This is a genomic window from Limimaricola variabilis (assembly GCF_014195545.1).
Taxonomy (GTDB): domain Bacteria; phylum Pseudomonadota; class Alphaproteobacteria; order Rhodobacterales; family Rhodobacteraceae; genus Limimaricola; species Limimaricola variabilis.
In genome coordinates this window covers 1-15241 of sequence record NZ_JACIBX010000022.1, presented here as the reverse complement: position 1 = coordinate 15241, position 15241 = coordinate 1, and the positions used below count along the sequence as shown (strand labels likewise).

Below are 15241 nucleotides of genomic sequence, written 5' to 3'. Positions count from 1 at the left end.
GGCCATACTGGTGCCGAGTGGAACCCAGCGCCCCAGGCGCTGTGCCACACCATCCGCATCCAACATCTCAGATAGGTCGGACTGCTTGGGACTATGTGAGCTCATTAGTGTCTCCTCCTGAACAGAAGATAGGCTCAAATGGCGACGCGGAAAGTGACCTTGTGGTTGCCGACGGGCGGGCTCTGTTGCGCAAAACGAGTGATGGCCGAGATGCTCCTTTCCCAGACGGACTTATTCTACGGCCTCTATCACAGGTATGCCGAGCGCGGCGAAGCAGTTTAGCACGGCAATGCGGATCAGGCGCTCGGCGGCCTGACGATCGAAGTCCTGGGCCATGAGGCCTTGGCCAGCAGCTTCACACAGTGCCTCTTCGTATCGACGCGGCTTCGGCGGTGATACCTACTTCCATGAAACCATAGGGATCGGCCCAGATACTTTGACGCTTTTTGCGCTTCGTTGCGGGCGATCGCCCCAGCAGTGCCAGGCTTCCAACTCTTCGCGTTCTTGCGCGGCGAGATGGCCGCATGCGCCACGACGGCGTCATGGCACTTGCGCGTACGTAGGCGCCGTCCGCCGTGACCGAGCCGATGTCTTGGTCGCTGGGGATCTGGTCCAGCAGTTCAGGAAGCATGGGGGCATCACCGGTCCGGCTGTCCTTGATCTCGACAGCCCGAACCTCCAACTTGTCCTCGTCGATCCCGAGGTGGATCTTGCGCCACAAACGTCGCTTTGGCCCGCCGTGCTTTCGTGCGTGCCATTCGCCTATTCCCTCGGCCTTGATCCCGGTGCTGTCGATCAGCAGGTTCAGCGGACCCAGTGAACCGCGATAGGGGATGTCTACAGCCAGCGCCTTCTGGCGTCGGCATAGGGTGCTGAAGTCCGGCACCGACCAGTCCAGGCCGATCAGTTGCAAAAGACTTTCGACAAAGCCTGTCGTCTGGCGGAACGCCGGGGCGAACAGCGATTTCATCGTCAGCCAGACATGAATGGCAGCGTCGCTGTAACTCTGCTGGCGGCCCCTCTTGCCGCTCGGTGGCGGGGTCCAGACCATGTCGGGATCGAACCAGATCGTCAGGGAGCCACGCTTCTTCAGCGCCGTGTTATAATCAGCCCAGTTTATGATCGTGCAGCTCGGCGGCGTCGGTTTGCTGCTCATGCGCGCCCGCTATCATGCAGCTTCCGAGAGATGAATCCGGTCAGTCTGTTTGCGCAACAGAGTCCGTCGAGCGGCGATCCTTATGAAAGACTTTCTACCATGCGAAGCCGTGGGGACTTGTTCCTCTGCAGTTAGAAGAACAACCAAAAAGCGAGTGCTGTCGTGCGGTTGTTCGTGTTACTAGCTGAGTAGTCCTTCAGAGCAAAAGGCGGTGAAAAGCAGAGGTTTTGGGTGATGTCTACCTTGTGGCCGGATCGAATGAGGTGCTTACTGTGCAGGAAAAGGGTCGCAAGTGTTCCTCTCGTAATTGAGCGTTGAAACGACCAGCATGACACATTCCATCGACAAACACGTCGGCGCGCGCATCCGCTATGCACGCTGGATGAAGGGAGTCACACAAGAGCAGCTCGGTAACGCCGTGGGATGCAAATTTCAGCAGATCCAGAAGTATGAGACAGGTATGAACCGGGTCTCAGCTTCAAGACTCTGGGATATCGGGCGAGCGCTCACTCTCCCAGTAAGCTTCTTCTTCGATGGTACGGAGAAAGCTGAACCGTGCCATGTAGCTCCAGTTGATCGTGCTTCGGCCGAGTTGCTTCAGGTATCGAGGGCTCTGCCCGAAGAGCAGAGGAAAGCGCTTTTGGAATTGGCTAAGAGTATGCTGGGGATGGAAGATCCTCCGCGTTAGTGCGAGAAGATTCACTCGGAGTTTCGTCCTCTTCTAGCTTTCTGTTTGGCAGCAACCAGACTCGCGGAAGCTCGAGACTATCGCTCAGACGTTGCGGACTGTCGAGTTCACTGGCACCGGAACCCAAGTCGAGGCACAGTAGCAAGAGACTAGTTCTTGAAGGCGCTAACTGATTGGTAAGGAATGCGACTGATGTTTCGGGCTATCTTCGGTACGGCGGTCGCAATTCTATTTGGATTCACCTCAAGCGCTAAGGCACAAAGCCCACTGACTGAATTCTTTGGCGTAGATTTCACATCACCCTACTCTGCTGATAAAATAAAGATCGATACGATGTCTGTGAATGGTCGCTCGCTTTCCCTTTTTCAGATAGATATGGAATCTCAGGGGAAAAGTTATCTGGTCGAAACCGACGCGGGAGAAATATGCGAGTTCGTGACGGTGACTGGTCTCGAGAACGCCGGCCCCCCGACGAACCCATTGAGGCTTCTAATGGAGATGCGTATGGGTATGGAGGATATATATGGCCCCCCTACGGAATCGTCGGGGCCGGTCGAGAACATGCCAAACGATTTCACGTGGTTGGAGGGAGGCGACGGCGCAAGGCTTCCTCCTGAAGTGGCCAAAGCAACCTTGGCCTTGGGATTTGCAAACGGCGTGCCCGTGGCCATCTTCTTGAAGGCAAGTCATCGCCGGTGCGCACATTTCTCCGCATTTGGGCTACCTTGAAGCAAGCCATCGCAGGTTTCACTTCAGGTAGTCTACCCATTAGAGTCGCCTCTTGGCGCTCATTGTGGGCTTACCGATTGCGGGCCTTCACTGCTGATAATCTTTGGATGGACTCAATTCTGTTGACCGCTGCGGTAAGAGGACCGGATGCGGCACTTCGCAGCAAGCAGGAGGAAAACATTTCCATAGCAAATTGGTCAAACGGCGGGTTCATTGCCTAAGGAGTTGCAGAACGGATCGACGTTACAAGCAATGCGACGTCGCCAGTACCGGCACGAGCGTCCAGGCCGTACCGACCAAGGCAGCTGTGGCAAGCACCATGCTGATGCCGTGGATGGCGACACTGGGACGAGGCCATCGTGACGACCTCAGCACGGCAAGCAGCGCGATCTGAAGCGCCACGGCGACGAGTGCTGCGCCGACCAGCAGGGCCCGGCCCGGAAGCTCCGGGACGAACGCCGCCCACCGGCTCGAGCACAGCAAGCCGTGCAGCCCGTAAACCGCGCTGAAGGCAGCGAGCCAAAGCGTCAGCGGCAGCGACAGGCGCAAGATAGCGTTCATGTCAGCACCCCGGGCAGCCCGATCGCCGCGGTCGTCAACAGGGCGACCAAAAGGGTGTAGTCGCTCCACAGACAGGCGATGCGCCTCGCGCCAAGCGTGGTGAGCGCCGAATGGCCCGACAGGCGGCGCAGCCCCACGACCGACCACATCAATATGCTGACGAGGCAGTGCAGCAGCCCGTACCCGACGAAGACCCAGACCGTCGCGTCATAGGCATGAAGGGTGGGATCGGGGCTCTCGGACAGCACGGGCAGCGCCGCGCTGGCAATCAGGACAAGGCCGACGAGCGCTGCTCCCTGCCCCATGAGTGTGTCGAGGCGGGGGCCGATAAGGGTCAGGCCAGCGCCGGCAAGCACGAGGACCAGCGGAAGGATGCCTGGTTCGAGATAGGCCGGGGGCGGCCAGTTCGGGGCAATGGAGAACAGGAAGGCATAGCCGAACAGCAGCGAGCCGAAGAAGGTGCCGTTGGCCAGCAACAGGAAGACCGAGCCCCACCAGCCTGGCGGGTCGGCCGCCTCGGCGGCGGCTTCGAGCGACAGCCCGCGGCCGACGGTGAGCTTTCCCTCCGGTGCACGGCGCCCAAGCCCCCGGACCCAAACCAGTGCGCAGGCGATCACGCCGAGTGCGGAGATCGGCACGAGCCAATAGGCCTTGATCAGCATTCCGAGGAAGAACAGCCCCGTGATCGCCGACATCAGCATCGGAAGCGCGGTGTTGCCCGGGAAGATTACGACGTAGCGTGGCTCGCCGGTGGCGATGTCGACCGAAAGCGTTTCGCGCCGGCCGCGGGCCGGGTCGCCGAGATATCCCTCACCGCGCGCCAGCCGCACCGGCAGTTCGGGGTCCTCGTAGAGCGGCTCGCGCGAGGTGACATGCGCGAGGCTCGCGAAATTGTAGGGCGCCGCCGGCGTCGGCATGGCCCAGTCGAGCGTGCCCGCGCCCCAGGGATCGCGCGAACCGCGGATCGCCACCACGGCGTTCACGACCACGTCGATCAGCACCAGCGCGAAGCCGATCGCCATGACGAAGCCGCTGATCGAGGCGATGATATTGATCGTCTCCCAGCCCTGGCCGGCTTCGTAGCTGTCGATCCGCCGCCGCATCCCCAGGAGCCCGGCCCAATGCAGGGCTAGGAAGGTGCCGTGGAACCCCGGCACCACGAGCCAGAACGCCGCATGGCCGAGCTTGAAATAGGTCTTGCGACCGGTGAAATGTGGCATCCAGTAATAGAGCGCGGCGATCATCGGGAAGACGAAGCCGCCGACCAGCACGTAGTGCAGGTGCGCGACGATGAAGTAGGTGTCGTGCGCCTGCCAGTCGAAGGGCACGATCGCCACCATCACGCCCGTCAGCCCGCCGATCACGAAGGTGGCGAAGAAGGCCAGGAGCCACAGCATCGGTAGATGCATCGCGGGCCGGCCCTTCCACAGCGTGCCGATCCAAGCGAAGATCTGCACCGCCGTCGGCACCACGACCAGCGTCGAGGCGGCCGAGAAGAAAGCGAGCCCCATATGCGGGATGCCCGTGGTGAACATGTGGTGTACCCAGAGCCCGAAGCTCAGCATGCCGAGGCTCACCGCCGCCGCGATGATCCAGCCGTAGCCCATGAGCGTGGTGCGCGCCATCACCGGCAGGATGGTCGAGATCGCGCCCGCCGCCGGCAGGAAGATGATGTAGACCTCCGGGTGGCCGAACAACCAGAACAGGTGCTGCCAGAGCAGCGCGTCGCCCCCTTGCGCCACCTGGAAGAAGGGCATGCCAAGGGCGCGTTCCAGCTCCAGCAGGATCGACCCGAGGATAAGGGGCGGAAAGCCCGTCAGGATCATCACCGCCGTGACCAGCGCGTACCAGGCGAAGATCGGCATCCGCGACAGCGACATGCCCGGCGCGCGGTAGCGCAGCACCGTCACGGTGATCTCGACCGCGGCCGAGATCGCCGAGATCTCGACGAAGGTGATGCCGATCAGCCAGAAGTCCGAGTTGATCCCCGGCGCGCCGATGGTCGACGACAGCGGTGGATACATGAACCAGCCGCTGTCGGGCGCAAAGCCCGCCAGCAGCGCGAAGATCATCATCGCGCCGCCGAAGACGTAGCACCAGAAGCCGTAGGCGGTGAGCCGGGGGAAGGCGAGGTCGCGCGTGCCCAGCATCTTCGGCAGCAGGTAGACCGCGAGCCCCTCGAAGAAGGGGATCGCGAACAGGAACATCATAATGGTCCCGTGCATGGTGAAGATCTGGTTGTAGTGGTCGGGGCCGAGAAAAGCCGAGCGAGGGCTGGCGAGCTGCGCCCGGATCAGCATCGCGAGAATGCCGCCCACCACGAAGAAGAAGGTCGCCACGAAGAGGAACATCCGGCCCAGATCGGTGTGGTTCACGGTGGTGAACCAGCCCTTGAGGCCGGGGTCCGAGGCCCAGATCCGCGACAGGGCACGATGGCGCCTGAGCGCGTTCATGGCCTCTCTCCTTGCAGGAAGGCCCGCCAGCCCGCGTCGTCATGCGCGATCACCGTGAAGCGGTGGTCGCGGTAGCCCACGCCGTTGAACTCCGATCCCAGCCCCTCGTAGCGGCCGGGCGCATCCGCCTCGATCCGCAGCACGTTGACATGCCCCGGCACGGCGTCGAGCTTGCCCGCGAGCCGTGGCACCCAGAAGCCATGCACCACGTCGACCGTGGTGATGGCCACGTCGACCGGGCGGTCGGCCGGGATGTGCAGTACGTTGTTGGTCTCGAGCCTTGGCAGGTCGTCGTACAGGAAGCGCCAGGCCCATTGTCGCGCTTCGGCGTGAACGCGCACCAGATCGGGCGTCGCGCGCGGCAGCAGGCGCTCGCCTACGACGAGGCCATAGGCCAGCAGCGCGGCCAGCACGGTCATGGGGAAGGCCAGCCCGAGCCAGATCACGAAGCGCCGCTCCTCCGTTTCTGCCGGTGGCCGCCGCCAGGCGAGCACGATCAGCGCCGCGACGAAGAGGAAGATCGCCGTCGCGCCCCCCAGAAGCACCCACCACAGCTGGGCGATGACCGCGGCCGCCGGGCCCGCCGGGTGCACCGCCGAGAGGCTTTCCTCGCAACCCGCGAGCAGCAAGGGTGTTGAACCGGCGAGACCCCAGCGCAGGAGAGACCGGGCATGGCCGAGGAAATGGTCCAGACGAAAAACGAAGAGCTTCACGACCCGATCGTGGAGGCCGCCGGCTACGACGAGACCGAATCCGTCGTCGGTATCTGGGGCCATCCGCTGCACGCGATGAGCGTGGCCTTCCCGGTGGCGCTGACCTTCTGCACCTTCGGGGCGGATGCGCTCTACTGGTGGTCGGGCGAGCTGTTCTGGGCGCGCGCCGCGATCTGGGCGGCGGGCACGGCTTTCCTGTTCGGTCTCGCCGCCGGCGCCACCGGCACAGCCGAGCTTCTCATGGTGCCGGGCATCCGCATCCGTGCCCCGGCGTGGTCGCATTTCGTGATTGCGGTGCTGCTGCTGTCGATCCTCGGCGCAAACTGGGGTTACCGGTTGCAAGGCTACGAGGCAGCGGTGCTTCCTTACGGCATACTGATCTCGGGATTCAGCGTGCTCGTGGTGATGGTCACGGGGTGGCATGGCGGCAAACTCGTCTTCGATTATCGTCTGGGCACGTCGAAGGGCAGCTGACGGTCGAGCGGCTCCGCCAGCCAGCCCGGCACCGGGATCTCGCCAAGCTCGGGCTTGGCAAGCACCAGCGCCAGAATGCCGAGGATCGGCAGCATCAGAAGCATCAGCGGCCAGACCGGCCGCGGCGCGCGATGCGCGCCCTCACGCTCGGCCACCGCGACCAGAACGTAACCGACCCAGACATGGAAGCTCACCAGCCCCGCCACGAAGACCAGCTTGGCGAACATCCATGTCACGTAGACCTCGCGCAGGAAGATCAGTCCCGTGCCGGAGGCGATGGCGATCACCGCCGCCGGGGTGATGCCGAGGGTATAGGCGTAATGGGTGGCCCGACGGATGCGCTCGTAGTCGCCCTGGCCGATCGCCGGATCGTGCCGCGCTAGCATCAGGGGCAGAGCGAAGAGGCCGCCGCACCACAGGATCAGCATGCCTACATGCAACGCCTTGAGGTACGGGACGAGATCGTAGAGCCAGCTCACGCGAGGCCCCGCTCATTCCCGGCCCGCCAGCCGCGCCGCGCCGAAAGCGCGATCATCGCGGCATAGGGCAGCATCGCCGGGACCCACATGATCAGCCCGCCGAGCTGCTGATCGGCCAGCGGCGTAAGGCCCCAGGCCAGCGGCGCCAGCCCATGCATGGCATAGAGCGGCGCCGGCGCGAAGGTCAGCAGCGCGCCGAGCGCGCCCATCTGCATCAGCCCAGCCAGCGACCACAGCACGGCGTCGATGCCAGTGCGCGCGCTCAGCACCGACCGCCAGAACCAGACGGCTGACCCCAACAGGGTCAGCTGCATGACCCAGTAGACGACCACGTCGCTCAGCGCGAGGTCGTAGGCGGCCGGAAGATGCCAGGCCCAGAGCAGCGCCGTCGAGACGAGGAAGGACAGGGCAACGCCCGAGCGCCGGCGGGCGGGCAGGGCCGCGGCCAGCAGCGGCGCCGCGACCGCGACGAGAAGCACGTGATGCACCACGCGGGCCGAGAACAGGCCGACCGAGATCGCGCAGAGAGGAGAGACGAACGCGAACGCCAACACTCCGACGGCGGCGGGGCCGGTCCGCGCGTTTCTGAGGACCACCAGCAAAAGGAGCAGCCCCGCCAGCAGCAGAGGGTCGAGATTCCAGCTGCGCAACGCCAGGTCTGGCGGAGGTGCCGCGCCGCAATAGCTACCCGGCAGGATCTCGACCGGCATTGGCATGCTCCTGACCGTTGTTGCCCGCAGGACATGGCGAACTACATCGCCAACCTGTTTGTAATGCCAGTTAGATCGGTAAGGTCGCGGTTCAACACGATGTTTTCCGCTGCGAGATGTGCAATCTCACATACTCTCGCCTACGCCTTCGCAACTTCTGGTAATTACCCTACCGAAGCTTGGATTTTGAACGACCTGTATGAGCGACGCGCTGCAGTAAGGTTGACGTCATTGTCCGTCACGCCGGCGCTCTGGAGCGCGATGCCAAGGATGAGTGAGCAGTTGCGAAACTAGACTTGGTTGAGAGGATGGGCGAGCGTCGCGCTATGACCGAGGTCATCGCGGAATACGAGCCCTACCTCTCGTTCGTCTTATTGCTGCTCCTCTTCGCAGGATTTGTGACCGAACGCTATCCGCCAGAGGTGACCGCAGCCGGTGGGGCAGCGCTGTTCATCGGCTTGGGTCTGGTGCCGTCGGATGACGTGCTGGCCGCTTTTGCCAATCCTGCGCCGATCACGATCGCAGCCATGTTCGTTATCAGCGGCGCCTTGGTCCGGACCGGCCTGCTGGATGCAGTCGCCAATCGGGTCGTGGCAGGGGCGACCCACCGACCGTCTCTGGGGATCGCCGCCTTCCTGCTGGCAACGCTCCTCGCTTCGGGGCTGATGAATAACACCCCTGTCGTGCTGATCCTGATACCGGTGGTGGTGCGCCTGGCGCAGAGCCTGGACGTCGCTGCGACGCGTTTGCTGATCCCACTGTCCTACACGGCTGTTCTGGGCGGAACTTGGACTCTTGTCGGCACCTCGACCAACATGCTGGTCGCCGGGGTGACCAGCGATCTCGGCATGGAGCCGTTTTCAATGTTCGAGATAATGCCTGTCGGCTTGATCGCCACCGTTGGGGGTGGCTTGACGTTGTTGGTGCTGGGCCCGGTTTTGTTGCCGCGCCGCAGGGAGACAGGCGATATCGTCTCAGGAGGCGAGGTTCAATTCCTGACCGAATTGCGCCCGTGCGAGGGTTATGCAGGCTTGGGCCATCCGATAAACGAGGTTCCCGACCTCGACCGTCCCGAAATTCACGTGCACGCGATACGTGCACAATCGGAGATCAAACGTTCGAACCTCAGGGAGCACCGGCTAGAGGTTGGTGACCGGATCGTCGCCAGTGTGACGACGTCTGAGCTTCTGACACTGCGCGATCTGGAGGGCATGGAGGTCGGCCTTCGGCATGGACCAAGGGACGGCGAGGAGGTTGCGGTTGCCGAGGCCGTCGCGACCTTGTCTGGTCGCGGCAGCAACATCCGGCTCGCGCAGCTGGCCCTCGGCCACCGTTATGGAGTGCGGGTGCTCGGTGTCCACCGACATGGCCAAAACCTGGGGCCTGACCTTCCGACAGTCCTGTTGCGCCCAGCCGACAAGCTGCTGGTGGAGGGGACCGGGGAAGGTCTTGCCCGTCTTACGCAGGCGGGAGACCTGGCTGCGATTACTCAGGCGAGTGCGCGTGCCTATCGACGGCAAAAGGCGCCGCTGGCGCTTCTGGCCTTGATGGCGGTGATGGGCCTGGCGGCACTCGGGGTGGCCGAAATCAGTCTTCTGGTGCTGATGGCCGTCGCAGCCATTCTGCTCCTGCGTTGCATCGACAGCGAGGAGGCATGGAGCTCCATCGACGGGGGTATCCTGGTCCTCATTTTCTCAATGCTGATCGTCAGCGCGGGTTTGCAGCATACCGGGGCAATGGCTCTGATGGTCGCGGCCCTTGTCCCGCTGATTCAGGACCTGCCGCCGGTGGTGATCCTGGGAGCGATCTACCTGCTCACGTCGCTGCTCACGGAAACCGTCACAAACAACGCCGTGGCGGTGATCATCACACCCATAGCCCTAGGGCTCGCCTCGCATCTCAGCCTTGATCCGCGGCCATTCGCCGTGGCGGTGATGTTCGGTGCGAGTGCCAGTTTCGCAACCCCGATCGGGTATCAAACGAACACGCTGGTTTACGGCGCCGGAAATTACCGCTTCACGGATTTCCTGAAGATCGGCGTGCCCATGAACCTGATCGTCGGAGCGGTCTCGGTGGCTGTCATCCCGGTTTTCTTTCCGTTTTGAATACTAATGCTGCAGAGGGTGCACGGAGAGGGGGCGGAGGGGGCAGCAAAACATCAATGTATTTTAAGCCTGGGTCCGCAGCTGCGCCGCTGGCAAGTGCGGGCGCGTGATTTCGCTTACCATGCCCACCGTCTCGCGGATTGGGCGATGGCGATCAGCCTTTAGCAGACTTCATCTCCCAAGGAGGTATATGGCGCTGTCCACATGAGAGATGCGGTCCCACGGGCTGTCGCCGTCCCTCTTCTCAATGCAGTCAATCTGTCACTTGGTGGCCATCCCTGTCCCCCGGCGGCGGCTGCGCAGCCTGATGGTGCACCGCTGCGGTCGATCGTGGCAATCTCCGTTGGCGGCGAAAAGCACCCGCGTTGGAGAAGGGCTTTCCCCTCGTGTTCAGGGGCACTCGGGAAGGCTCAAAAGATGCGTCGGGAAATCACCGTCTGCGACCGTCTTGATATACTTCTTTCCATCTCGATCGACCGCGACATTGACCGCAACGGGATCGCTATCGACATGGACGAAAAACATGCAGGCTCCGCTCTCGATTTTCTGGATCACCTCGTCAAGTTCCAGTTTCCAGTGGTTCGCAAGCGCGCCGCCGCCCACATGGCTTATGCTGTCTCTCGGCTTCCAGTGATTGGCGCGGCGGATACATTTGATCTGGATCGTCTTCTGCACGTCTTTTCTCCGCAAGGGGTCGGCGCGACACTATGGTGAACGGTCGCCCGGGGCTTCGATCTTTGGCCGCTCCTCCAGCTGACATGAGGGTACAGCTCGTAGTCGTCGTGGCCGCTGTCACGTGGCGCTATCATGGCCTCCGCCATCGCTCGCAGAACCCGGATGACCTCCTCCTGGATCAGGGCGCTGGCGGCCGGTCCAGTGAGATCGTCATCGACGGGCATGGCAAGCTGTTCGCTTCGGACAGCGCCACCTCGGCCTTCGCGTGTAGCGTCGCGGTTGCGCCGGGTAGAGACGGGTCGTTCACCGGGGGTTCGGCGGTCCGATGGGCTTTAGCGGATGGTAACTGCCGCCCTTGATGAAGATGGGTCATCTCTCGATGTCGATGACCTGATGGTAGAGCACCGCCCGAATGAATGGGGGCTGCCCTCCGGCTACGACGGGTCAGTCGACGCGACGCAGGATCTTGTCATCCTCAAGAACCTGAAACGTCCGTTCGTCGATGTATCCGACAGGGCGGCCATCAACCAACCGCAGTTCCTGCCTGCCAGCCAATTCGGCGATCTCGCCCGCTGGGGAACTGCCCGTGTTGAAGTCCTGCCAGAGCTGAACATCGTGGCGCTTGCCGAGGTCGTCCGCACATTCGTAGGTGGCCAGGTGGCGCATCGGCATGGCGATCCTCCGTAAGTGATGGCCGGGGGGTGAGAGTGGCCCATCGCCGGATGGTTGGCAAACTCCGGCAGCCCCATGACATTCCTCAGGATTCCCGAGCGACCAATCCGAGCGGTCATCCTGTCATCTTGACGGCAAACACGCCCTCTCGTGTGACCTTTATTTTTCGGGGAAGAGGTTCGGCATCCATGCCGATGCGAGTGTCGCCGGGAAATGCGGTCGCAGTGGAGAGCGTGGACCCTCGGACGCCAGAGCTTCCAGCTCGAGAAGCCGGGCCGTTACCTTTCGTGCCTGTCTGTCGCTGACCCCCAGCATGTCGGGAACCGCTCCCCGTTCGATTTCGCCTTCCGTCACAATGGCACGCAGGATCCGATCGCTGCCTTTGAGAACGACACCACGCACTTCCTGTTGCCGCGCCCAATCCACGATGCGCCCCCTCAGCTCGGTCGGCCGCATCAGGCCGGACATGAAGGAGACCTGGTCGATACAGCATTGCAGGAAAAACTGCGCAAATTCGGCGAGCCGCGCCTCCGAGAGCGCGCCGCGCCCATCTGCGCTGCCGGGACGTGTCGCGTCAGCCGCCTCGAGGCGGGCCTTGTAGTCTCCCACGTTGCGGGCGAGCCCCCGGGACGCTGACCAGAGGCCTTCCGATCTCACCGTATTGCGCAACATGGCATGGGCGACCATTCGGGCGACCCGCCCGTTCATGTCGGTGAAGGGGTGGACCCAGACCAGCCGATGATGCGCGCAGGCGATCGCCAAGACGCTGCCCAGCCGGCCTTGCATGCGGTACATCCGGTGCATGTGAGCCAGCAGCCGCGGCACCGCGCCGGGGCTGGGCGGCACATGTCGGCCGACCCTCACGTAGCCTTCCCGGAACTGGCCCGGGACGACCGGCAGGAGCTTTCCTTCAGGATCCTTTTGCACAAGTAGGTCTTCCGGCAACCCTGTGCAGAAGCGCCGATGGAGCTCGCGCAGGCTTTCCGGATGCAGGGGATGCTCCATCAGACCACCTTCATCGATCCACTTCTGGACCGCGATATGCGCCACGGCCTCGAGTTGCAGGTTCCGCTTTTCCCGGTCGGCGCTGAAGTCCTGCCGCAACGCCCGCTCGATATCGATCGGATGCGTGTCGTGCCCCTCGATCAGGTTCGAGTAGTAGCAGTTCATCGAGCGGACCAGCCCGCTCAACGGCGCACGGACCGCCGGGGGCAGGGCAGCGCTCAGCTCCGCGGAAACCGTCGCCAACTCAAGCGCGAGATCATTGAGAGCGCGTCGGTGTTTCGAAGCTTCTTCCGGGAGAAGCGGCTCCACCACATAGATGGTTTCCTGATCATCGCGCAGCTGTGTCATGATCGGGATATGAAGCCTTAAAGTCCCCTTGGAGTTCCGCTTTGTTGCCCGCCAGCAGAAGGGCATAAGAGAAATAATATCCATATTGTGAAGTGCTCTACAAGGCTTTCTCTTGCGGTCCGTCATTTATCATTCCGCGTCCTGTTCCGGTTGGAGGGCCGGAAAGGGCATCGTGGCCTTGCAGCCTGGCAGTGATGCGCGGTCAGCCAACCCTCCGCCCCTGACGAAGCGGACCGCACTGCCGCCTCGCATAGCCTCGTCACCTCCATCTTCTTGCTGGTGTGCTTCGACGGACCGATACAGCCTCGGCAGGCTGACTGTCCTGGCGACAGCGCGCCCGGCGTATCTGGTCAGCTGATGGCCCTTTCCAGAAGAGCGGTGGATGAGGGTCGGCGGGCTGAGGGGCTCAATGCGGCCGAGAGGGACAATGGTCGCCTACCTGCGTCTTGGCCCGCCAAGCGCCCAAGGGTCGAGCACGTCGGCGCCGAGCGCCATGAACGGCATCGGGGTGCGTGTCGCGACCATCGCGCCCGGCCGGGAGAGGGCGACCGCGGCGATCTGCCCATCCGCGATCGAGATCGCGTAGCCCTTCTGGCGCGTGGCCGCGACCTGTGTGCCGTAGATCCGCGCCGCCGCATCATCGAAGGGCAGGATCCGACCGGAAAAGTCTTTCTCGAGAATGGCCATGACAGCCACCATCAGTCTGTCGCGCCGCTTGTCGTCCGGTATCGCCTGAACGCCGAAGATCAGTTCCGCCGCCGTGATCGCGCTCAGATAGAGGTTCGTGGGGTCCTGTGCGTTGAGCCAGTCCATGACAGCATCGTCCGGGACTTTCCTCTGGGTCTCGGCGATCACGCTCGTATCAAGGAGGATCAATCGAACAGGCTCAACTGGTTCGCGGACTGGTCCCGCTCGACGGCCAGCTCATCCCCCAGATGGCGCCCGTAGCGCTCCCGGAGCCGGTGGCCGAAGCCCCCGTCACTCGCGGCAATGACGGCATGCACGAGGATCGAGCGCACCTCCGCCTCGAGGCTGCGTGTGTTCTGCTGGGCTTGCACGCGAAGGTGCTCGTGAACCTCGTCCGGCAGGTTTCTTACCGTCATGTTCGCCATGATCCCTCCGGCACGATGGCAGATCTTCGGGAGTGATGGCCTTGTGGCGGGGCATATTCAAGCGAGGGGATGCAGCCGTAGTCAAAGCGGGCATGGGGTGCAGCCCTGATGCTTTCCGCGCCCGGGCCGCGGTCCAGTCAGCGCGCACCATCCGAGCAACCGTAGATCCGATGATCCCGTGGTATCAGCACCAATCTTCCGTCTATCCGTTTCCCAATCCGGACGAAGCGCTCGAGACCTACCGGGCGACGGAGACGCACAAGGTTGCCGGCATGTGAAGCCCGAGGGGCGGTCGAGGCGCGACGAGCGGGTTCTGGGACCTGTGTAATCCCGCTTCGCCAGCCGTCTCCCGCTTGCAGCGATGCATTGCCCCATGCCAAGCTAACCCCCGAGTTGTTTCCATCTCTCGCAGGATCGCCAGGCTGTCTCCTTCGCTCAAGACCATGCTCGCCGCGCTTGCGCAGGCTTCCACCCCGAAGGCACGGGAGGCGGAGCTAAAACACTTCGGTCGCACACTTCTGGAGAGGCCGAAGGACGCAGCGGGACTGCTGGCGCAGATGGCCGGCAGCGCGGCCGCCGCCGGCGCGACCCGTATGAGCCAGCTCCTCAACACGGGGCTCGGATGGCGCAGGAGAACGGGCAGCGGCGCGGCGCGCCTGCTGGTCGAGCCGTCCCGGAATTGCTGCCCCGTGTACATGGACTTAAGGTTGCCCTGCCAGTCGTATGCAGGGATTTCGATGCGGTGATGTGGCGGTCCCCCATCCTTCCGGCCTCGCGCGCAAGGGCGCCGATCCAACCGGGCCCCCATGCATGCTCAGGGGCCACAACCGTTCGGCCCTAGTCGCCACCGTGGCTAGCGCGGGCGGGATGAAGTACGTCCGGAAAACGCGGGCATCAGGGGCGCTTAATCGGCCGTTGGTGAACGGCGTGTGCCTGCGGCCAGAGGCGTGCGCAGATCCTGCGGCTGACACGGGTCACTGTGAGCGATCGCCTGGCATTTTCCCGACAGTGCGCGTTCCCCGGTTTTCTCGGCCAACCGCTCTCCCCGCGTTACTCCGTACAGAAGAAACACGGATCCAGAACGAGGGAACAGATGTGCAGAACCTGCAGGGCTCGGGAAATCTGTTCCCTCGTTCTGGTCCTGTCTTCCCTGGCTCATCGAGCAGAGCGTTCCTCTCGGTATCGGCCCGCTGCAGATCCGTCCTGGTGCGCGAGGTTCGGCCTTGCGCAGCCGCTCGCTCTCCGTCAGCGCTTTCGAGCGCTTCACCTAGGCTCAGGACCCATTGATCTTGATGAGGCTGCGTGATTCAGGCTCCCCGAGGAGCATGATCAATGAGCAACCTTTTCTGGCTGACGACCGA

At 63.1% G+C, this 15241-nt stretch carries 14 protein-coding genes and 1 pseudogene; 4 read left to right on the top strand and 11 right to left on the bottom strand.

Going from position 1 to position 15241, the window contains the following annotated elements; all coding sequences use genetic code 11:
• Positions 1-231: 231 nt before the first annotated feature.
• A pseudogene (locus FHS00_RS17100) lies at positions 232-1156 on the bottom strand (IS5 family transposase).
• Between the two features lie 328 nt (positions 1157-1484).
• On the opposite strand from FHS00_RS17100, the gene FHS00_RS17095 reads away from it, so the two are divergent.
• Both FHS00_RS17095 and FHS00_RS17090 read left to right on the top strand, forming a co-directional pair.
• Positions 1485-1844: a helix-turn-helix domain-containing protein gene (locus FHS00_RS17095; protein ID WP_183475311.1), complete on the top strand. Its 360-nt coding sequence runs from the start codon at positions 1485-1487 to the stop codon at positions 1842-1844.
• A gap of 192 nt (positions 1845-2036) precedes the next feature.
• Positions 2037-2573 carry a hypothetical protein gene (locus FHS00_RS17090; RefSeq protein WP_183475310.1) on the top strand — a complete coding sequence of 179 codons (537 nt, stop codon included), beginning with the start codon at positions 2037-2039 and terminating at the stop codon, positions 2571-2573.
• 243 nt (positions 2574-2816) lie between these two features.
• Here FHS00_RS17090 and FHS00_RS17085 read toward each other — a convergent pair whose 3' ends face one another.
• From FHS00_RS17085 to FHS00_RS17075, 3 genes are read right to left on the bottom strand one after another with little or no spacing between them, the layout of a single operon-like run.
• On the bottom strand, positions 2817-3134 hold the full coding sequence (locus FHS00_RS17085; RefSeq protein WP_183475309.1) for a hypothetical protein: 318 nt from the start codon (positions 3132-3134) through the stop codon (positions 2817-2819).
• Entirely contained in the window at positions 3131-5587 is a 2457-nt protein-coding gene (ctaD, locus tag FHS00_RS17080) for a cytochrome c oxidase subunit I (protein WP_183475308.1), read from the bottom strand. Before ctaD ends, FHS00_RS17085 begins: the two co-directional genes overlap by 4 nt.
• Positions 5584-6216, bottom strand: coding sequence for a cytochrome c oxidase subunit II (locus tag FHS00_RS17075; RefSeq protein ID WP_246391449.1), 633 nt, complete (start codon positions 6214-6216; stop codon positions 5584-5586). The genes ctaD and FHS00_RS17075 overlap by 4 nt, the downstream gene beginning before the upstream one ends.
• Positions 6217-6258: 42 nt before the next feature.
• Here FHS00_RS17075 and FHS00_RS17070 point away from each other — a divergent pair, with 42 nt between their 5' ends.
• Positions 6259-6774 carry a DUF2231 domain-containing protein gene (locus FHS00_RS17070; protein ID WP_183475306.1) on the top strand — a complete coding sequence of 172 codons (516 nt, stop codon included), beginning with the start codon at positions 6259-6261 and terminating at the stop codon, positions 6772-6774.
• Here FHS00_RS17070 and FHS00_RS17065 read toward each other — a convergent pair.
• Positions 6744-7253 (bottom strand): CopD family protein, encoded by a 510-nt coding sequence (locus FHS00_RS17065; protein WP_183475305.1) that lies wholly within the window; start codon positions 7251-7253, stop codon positions 6744-6746. The two genes, FHS00_RS17070 and FHS00_RS17065, sit on opposite strands and share 31 nt — an antisense overlap.
• Positions 7250-7963, bottom strand: coding sequence for a cytochrome c oxidase assembly protein (locus tag FHS00_RS17060; protein WP_183475304.1), 714 nt, complete (start codon positions 7961-7963; stop codon positions 7250-7252). Before FHS00_RS17060 ends, FHS00_RS17065 begins: the two co-directional genes overlap by 4 nt.
• 326 nt (positions 7964-8289) lie before the next feature.
• Between FHS00_RS17060 and FHS00_RS17055 the strand changes: the two genes are divergently transcribed.
• Positions 8290-10068: an SLC13 family permease gene (locus FHS00_RS17055; protein WP_183475303.1), complete on the top strand. Its 1779-nt coding sequence runs from the start codon at positions 8290-8292 to the stop codon at positions 10066-10068.
• Positions 10069-10458: 390 nt separating this feature from the next.
• Here the strand turns inward: FHS00_RS17055 and FHS00_RS17050 are convergent, their stop codons facing one another.
• From FHS00_RS17050 to FHS00_RS17030, 5 genes are all read right to left on the bottom strand, one after another.
• Positions 10459-10743 (bottom strand): DUF3892 domain-containing protein, encoded by a 285-nt coding sequence (locus tag FHS00_RS17050; protein ID WP_183475302.1) that lies wholly within the window; start codon positions 10741-10743, stop codon positions 10459-10461.
• Between the two features lie 444 nt (positions 10744-11187).
• Complete coding sequence (locus FHS00_RS17045) at positions 11188-11415, bottom strand: hypothetical protein (RefSeq protein ID WP_183475301.1); 228 nt, start codon at positions 11413-11415, stop codon at positions 11188-11190.
• Between the two features lie 159 nt (positions 11416-11574).
• Complete coding sequence (locus tag FHS00_RS17040) at positions 11575-12768, bottom strand: Fic family protein (protein WP_183475300.1); 1194 nt, start codon at positions 12766-12768, stop codon at positions 11575-11577.
• 435 nt (positions 12769-13203) lie between these two features.
• The gene (locus FHS00_RS17035) at positions 13204-13644 is read right to left on the bottom strand and encodes a type II toxin-antitoxin system VapC family toxin (RefSeq protein ID WP_221188902.1); all 441 of its coding nucleotides are present in this window, start codon (positions 13642-13644) and stop codon (positions 13204-13206) included.
• Positions 13641-13880, bottom strand: coding sequence for a FitA-like ribbon-helix-helix domain-containing protein (locus tag FHS00_RS17030; protein ID WP_183475298.1), 240 nt, complete (start codon positions 13878-13880; stop codon positions 13641-13643). Before FHS00_RS17030 ends, FHS00_RS17035 begins: the two co-directional genes overlap by 4 nt.
• Positions 13881-15241 lie beyond the last annotated feature (1361 nt).

What these genes read in the sequence shown, in the direction of transcription:
- FHS00_RS17060 (WP_183475304.1), bottom strand. Translation starts at nt 7,963, where the DNA reads ATGCCGGTCGAGATCCTGCCGGGTAGCTATTGCGGCGCGGCACCTCCG.
- ctaD (WP_183475308.1), bottom strand. Translation starts at nt 5,587, where the DNA reads ATGAACGCGCTCAGGCGCCATCGTGCCCTGTCGCGGATCTGGGCCTCG.
- FHS00_RS17040 (WP_183475300.1), bottom strand. Translation starts at nt 12,768, where the DNA reads ATGACACAGCTGCGCGATGATCAGGAAACCATCTATGTGGTGGAGCCG.
- FHS00_RS17090 (WP_183475310.1), top strand. Translation starts at nt 2,037, where the DNA reads ATGTTTCGGGCTATCTTCGGTACGGCGGTCGCAATTCTATTTGGATTC.
- FHS00_RS17030 (WP_183475298.1), bottom strand. Translation starts at nt 13,880, where the DNA reads ATGGCGAACATGACGGTAAGAAACCTGCCGGACGAGGTTCACGAGCAC.
- FHS00_RS17045 (WP_183475301.1), bottom strand. Translation starts at nt 11,415, where the DNA reads ATGCCGATGCGCCACCTGGCCACCTACGAATGTGCGGACGACCTCGGC.
- FHS00_RS17085 (WP_183475309.1), bottom strand. Translation starts at nt 3,134, where the DNA reads ATGAACGCTATCTTGCGCCTGTCGCTGCCGCTGACGCTTTGGCTCGCT.
- FHS00_RS17095 (WP_183475311.1), top strand. Translation starts at nt 1,485, where the DNA reads ATGACACATTCCATCGACAAACACGTCGGCGCGCGCATCCGCTATGCA.
- FHS00_RS17055 (WP_183475303.1), top strand. Translation starts at nt 8,290, where the DNA reads ATGACCGAGGTCATCGCGGAATACGAGCCCTACCTCTCGTTCGTCTTA.
- FHS00_RS17070 (WP_183475306.1), top strand. Translation starts at nt 6,259, where the DNA reads ATGGCCGAGGAAATGGTCCAGACGAAAAACGAAGAGCTTCACGACCCG.